This window comes from Exiguobacterium sp. B2(2022), assembly GCF_028823655.1.
GTDB classification, from domain to species: Bacteria; Bacillota; Bacilli; order Exiguobacteriales; family Exiguobacteriaceae; genus Exiguobacterium; species Exiguobacterium aestuarii_A.
This window is the reverse complement of record NZ_JAPEHX010000099.1, coordinates 1-4,846: the sequence shown is the minus strand read 5'-3', so window position 1 is coordinate 4,846 and position 4,846 is coordinate 1. Positions and strand designations below refer to the sequence as shown.

The following is a 4,846-nucleotide window of genomic DNA, read 5'->3' as shown; positions in this document are numbered from 1 at the left end:
AAGATGCGCTTCATTTTGAATATTTCTTTCACTTTCTAGTTTTATCATTCGATCGATATCATCAGTTTTCTCATTTGCTTCGCGCAAATCATTGGTTAATGTGTTAATTAGATACTCGTAATGCCGAACTGTATTCTCGCTAGTTGATTCATCGAGTTTCAGCTTGTACGTCTTCAGTAACTTAGAAGTTCTGTCATTCTCCTTTTGAATGTTCAAACGTTCAGTTTGAAGTTGTTTCATTAATCCTTTTGATTGCTTCAAACGATATTCTGTTTCTAGAATGGTAAGCTCTGATTCTTTTAACGATTTTTCTAATTTTTTCACATTTCCGTCTTTTTCAGTGAGTATTTTTTGCTGTGCTTGAATGTGCTTAAGCAGCTTACTAACTACTTCGTTTTTTTCTTTTAATTCCTTTGTAAGATGCTCCGATTGCGTATGATTAGATTTAATGGTTGCTTGTTTCAGTTTTTCTTGCAACGATTGAATAGTTTGTGAATTCAACTGTTCTTTTTGTTGCAGAACTTCAAGCATTCGATTTTGTTTGTCGATTGTTCGGCTTTGATCTATCCATTTATCTTTTAAAGCGGTTCCTTTTTCATCTAAATGGTCCATCCATTTTTCGATGAATTGGGCTGTTTCTTTTGTATATCTTTCAACTTTTTGTTTCCATTCGTTATCGAAATAAGACATGCTTACCCTCCGTTTTATTAACTATATATTTAAATAAATCCCTTTTAAGGTTTTTTATCACTATTTACTTATACCATAAAATAGAAAAAACGCCCCATCACTGGGACGTCTCCTCAACATTATTTAAGCTTCCACCTTCATCTGTTCCGTCTCATTCTGCAAACTCTCTGCGACGCGAACGAGCTCTGTCATTGCCCCGTTCACTTCTCCAAGACTTGCCGCTTGCTGGCTCGCCGCTGACGTCACTTCATTCGCATAACGTGATGCTTCTTCGACCATTCCGACGATGCCTGCCGAGTTTGTCACGACCGAATCGATTTGACCGCGTGATTCATCAAGCAATGAGTCGACTGAATGGACATGGCTATACACTTCATTCGCTGAATTGTGGATTGATGCGAACGCCCCACCCGCTTTTTCAACCAAGCCGACGCCTGTCTCGACTTCTGCTTTCACGTTCGCCATCGAAGACGATGTATCCCCAACGAGACGCTTCACGTCGACGATAAGATCCGTGATTTCTTGTGTCGAGTTCGCCGTTTGTTCCGCGAGCTTTTTGACTTCTGCCGCAACGACGGCAAATCCACGTCCATGCTCCCCGGCACGTGCCGCTTCAATCGACGCGTTCAAGGCAAGCAAGTTCGTCTGTGCCGAGATGTCACTGATGACATCCGTAATGCGTGAGATCTCGCCTGTCATCTCTGTCAACTGGCTGTTGAGTGTCGAGGATTGCTCCACTTTTCCAGCAATCGCATGCATCGCATTGACGGAAGACGACGCGAGGCCTTTCCCGCTCTCCGCTTCCTGTTGCATCTCGCTCGCTGAATCAAGCGCTGATGACATCTCTTGACGGATACTCTCCATCGTCCGTGCGACCGCTCCAAGCAAGTCCATCGAGTTGTATGTCGCACTGACATTGTCTTCTAACATCTTGTTGAGGGAATCCATCGCGACACGAATACTTTCGCCCGCCACGTTTCCTTCTTGGACTGAAGCTGCAATTTCCTGTGCCGAACCCGTCAACTGGTCCGCCGTGTAACGCATGTTCGTCCCTTGCTCCCGAAGGTGCTCGACCATGTTGTCCATCGACAAGAGCAAACGTCCCATCTCCGAACGGTCTGATGTCTTCTCGTCCGCGAAGTGGACCGTCAAATCACCGTTCCCCACTTCGACGGCTTTCTCTGAAGCCATCTCGACCGCTTTCAGTGGACGACGGGCGATCAAGTAAATGACAATGCCGCCGAGTGACGAGATGAGTAACGCCACGACGGTACCGACGAGCATGACCTGTCCTTGTTCCATCTCAAGTTCTGTCAAAAGCAATAGAGTGATGTAGCCGACCGCTCCGCCCGTGATAAAGGAAGTGACCAAAATCCACGCGAGCAATTGCGTCGTAAAGTTTTTAAATACTTTCACTGTGTTGTTCCTCCTCATTGTGTTCATCACTCCCTATATCGTCCGATTTCCAATGAATGTATAGCGTTTTCAGTTGAACGTTTGGTCAATGAAAAAACGTACCCGTAAAGGAGTACGTTTCGTTAGAATGCTTCATCGTCACGTTCGACGCGCGTCACCCGTCGCGGAGTCGTCGCCGCGTCAATCGCGAGCGTGATGGCTGCCGCCCAGTGGAGCATCATCCCGACGATTGGAATGAACCCGAGGATTGATGCCGTGATCCCGACGGCCGCGCCGTACGAGAATCGGTTCAGTCGACTGAACGAGAGAATCAACACGATGACGTGATAGACGAACATGAATCCGAGGGGCGAATAGCCCATCCCGATGATGAAAAGACCACCGAGAATCGGGATCCCGAGAAATGCTTCAAACGCCGCACCAAGCCATTTCAGATTTTTCACCATGTAGGTCACCTCATAATTCGATCATGTAAAACTCGTAGCCGCCATTTTCTGCGAAGCCTGCGCGCTTATAGATTTCGAGCGCTGCCTTGTTTTCCGTTTCGACATCGAGCTCGACTTTCGTCCGGCCCATGCGGAACAGTTGTTGTACCATCTGTTTTAACATCTTCGTGCCGTAACCTTTTCCTTGCTCTCCTGCCTTGACACCGAACGCGTGGATGCTTGCCGCATCGTCACCGACGAGAAGGGCACGGATGATGCCGACCGGTTTGCCATCGACTTCGCCGATATACGTCACACGGTCCGGTGTGTCGATTTGTTGATAGATGTTTTCCGTCACATCGACCGGGTCACCGAACGCCTCGCTGAGTGTCGTGATGATGAGCGGGCGGTCGTCTGCCGTCGCCTCACGGAGCGATACCTCGTCCGGTTTCAAGAACAATTCCGCCTTCTTCAAGACGAGATTGTATTCCGAGAACTGATACGCTGCCTGAAGATGTTCAAGCACCGCCCTCCCAGATGCTGAGTTCCGGTCGATGACGAACGTGAACGCCTCACAGCCGTTCAGTTTCGCATCCTGTTTCGCCGTCTCGAGCAATGCCGTGAAGACGCCTTGCTTCCGATATTCCGGGTGGACGAGCGCGTTCACCTCATACTCGTTCGGGAGATACGGGAAGAGCATGAGATACCCGACGAGCGTCTCGCCGTCGTATACCGCATAGTCGTTCTGTCCGACCGACTCGTGACCGACTTTGACGTCAATCTTATCGCTCGTGTTGACCGCCTGTTCTAACGTTTTCACATCATCCGCTTGTTTGACTTCTTCTACTGTCCAATTCATAAACATCACCTCATTTGTATTGTAACACAAAGGAAAAAGCCCGCCGTAGCGAGCCCACTTACGAGATTATAACGTCCGGAACTCCAACTCAGGGAGCGTCTCGATCAATTCAGCGATTTCATCCGTATGCGCCTCCGCACCCGGGACGGCCTCTGTCGGTTCGACCCAGAAAAACGTCTTGTCGTTCGTGCCGAGATAGTTGCCGTACCCGACCTCTGTCGCGAACGCTTCTTCCGTCAACTCACGGTCGATCAAGTCCAAGTGGAACAAGAGCTGGTCGTCCCCGTCCTCGACGTTATAGTACAAATCGAACGTGCTGTAGCTCTTCGTGTCCCCGATGTCGACGACGTCCTGTGCCTTCTCGATATAGACGTCACCGCGTTCGATCGCCGCAACGATTTTTGACGGCAAGATGATCTCGTATCCGAGTTCTCGGTCACGAATCGTCTGCGTCGTATCCTCTGTCCGTCCCCGGGACGAGACGACACCGACCGTTGCCACCAATGCACCTGTCACACCGAGCGCGAGCGCCCATTTCATCGATTTGTTCACAAGAACCACTCCCTAGTTATTGATGTCTTCACTTGATTATCCCACAAGTTGATGACTTTTCATCAAATATTCTGAAAAAATGTTTCCCCTTACATTGACGACCGTCCGCCAATCCCATACGATGGTAATAACGTATTAGAGAAAAGAGGAACTGACATGTCTAACGAAACTACTTTGACGCGCGCTCAGCTCGACGCGCTCTTGAAAAACGTCTTCGCCCTTCAAATCCCGGTCATCGAGAAATTCATGACGGATTTGTTTAAACAATACGTCTCGACGGCTTCCACGTTCAAACAAGATATGGACACGATGAAAGCGACAGACTGGCACAAGCACTTCTTCGGTCAAAAGGTCATGCCGCACCTCTTCATCGAGAACCTCGGCTTCGGCGCATCGTTCCGCCACCAAGGTCAAGAGAAGGTCGTCAGCATCCCCGAGAACATGACGGTCGTCAAACCGGACTCGGACGCACAGATCAAAGAGATTTTAGAGAATCTCGACAAGACGCTCGCGTCGATGGACGGGATCAAAAACAAAGGACTCGTCAAGAAGTTCTATAAAGAAACGCTCGAACTCATCTGCCAACTCGGTAGCCGTACTGGTATGATGGATGACTTCTACGACAAAGTCAAAGGCAGTTTGACAACAAGTTCATGACAATGCCTCGCTCGAAGGAGCGAGGTATTTTTTATGCTTCCTTTTCGATCGCCATCGGGAGTTCGATAAATTGGCTCCGACTATGGAAGACGACACCGACCATGACGAGCGTGATCCCGACCAAGGCAATCGGGGACGGCATGACCGCATGGAGGAACAGGAGCTCACCGATGAGGGCGAACAATACCTCGAGCGCCTGTGTCGCCTCGACGGACGCCAGTTTCCCCATGTCGTGCTTGACGAGGTC

General features: G+C 49.2%; 7 protein-coding genes. 1 reads left to right on the top strand and 6 read right to left on the bottom strand.

Annotated elements, in window-relative coordinates:
* The 5 genes from ON063_RS14250 to ON063_RS14230 form a co-directional block, all read right to left on the bottom strand.
* The coding region (locus ON063_RS14250) for a hypothetical protein (RefSeq protein WP_274665576.1) at positions 1 to 690 on the bottom strand (690 nt) is incomplete at its 3' end.
* Between the two features lie 123 nt (positions 691 to 813).
* Positions 814 to 2,106, bottom strand: coding sequence for a methyl-accepting chemotaxis protein (locus tag ON063_RS14245; RefSeq protein ID WP_274665575.1), 1,293 nt, complete (start codon positions 2,104 to 2,106; stop codon positions 814 to 816).
* A gap of 122 nt (positions 2,107 to 2,228) precedes the next feature.
* A complete protein-coding gene (locus tag ON063_RS14240) occupies positions 2,229 to 2,552 on the bottom strand; it encodes a hypothetical protein (protein WP_214760022.1) in 324 nt (107 codons plus the stop codon).
* A gap of 10 nt (positions 2,553 to 2,562) precedes the next feature.
* The gene (locus ON063_RS14235) at positions 2,563 to 3,390 is read right to left on the bottom strand and encodes a GNAT family N-acetyltransferase (protein WP_274665574.1); all 828 of its coding nucleotides are present in this window, start codon (positions 3,388 to 3,390) and stop codon (positions 2,563 to 2,565) included.
* 66 nt (positions 3,391 to 3,456) lie between these two features.
* Positions 3,457 to 3,942, bottom strand: coding sequence for a hypothetical protein (locus ON063_RS14230; protein WP_074033732.1), 486 nt, complete (start codon positions 3,940 to 3,942; stop codon positions 3,457 to 3,459).
* Positions 3,943 to 4,098: 156 nt separating this feature from the next.
* Between ON063_RS14230 and ON063_RS14225 the strand changes: the two genes are divergently transcribed.
* Entirely contained in the window at positions 4,099 to 4,599 is a 501-nt protein-coding gene (locus ON063_RS14225) for a hypothetical protein (RefSeq protein WP_074033734.1), read from the top strand.
* 31 nt (positions 4,600 to 4,630) lie between these two features.
* Here ON063_RS14225 and ON063_RS14220 read toward each other — a convergent pair.
* Positions 4,631 to 4,846 (bottom strand): multidrug resistance efflux transporter family protein (locus ON063_RS14220; protein WP_274665573.1); only part of this gene is annotated, 216 nt, incomplete at its 5' end.

Coding starts and splice junctions, on each gene's coding strand:
- ON063_RS14240 (WP_214760022.1), bottom strand. CDS start 2,552: ATGGTGAAAAATCTGAAATGGCTTGGTGCGGCGTTTGAAGCATTTCTC.
- ON063_RS14225 (WP_074033734.1), top strand. CDS start 4,099: ATGTCTAACGAAACTACTTTGACGCGCGCTCAGCTCGACGCGCTCTTG.
- ON063_RS14235 (WP_274665574.1), bottom strand. CDS start 3,390: ATGAATTGGACAGTAGAAGAAGTCAAACAAGCGGATGATGTGAAAACG.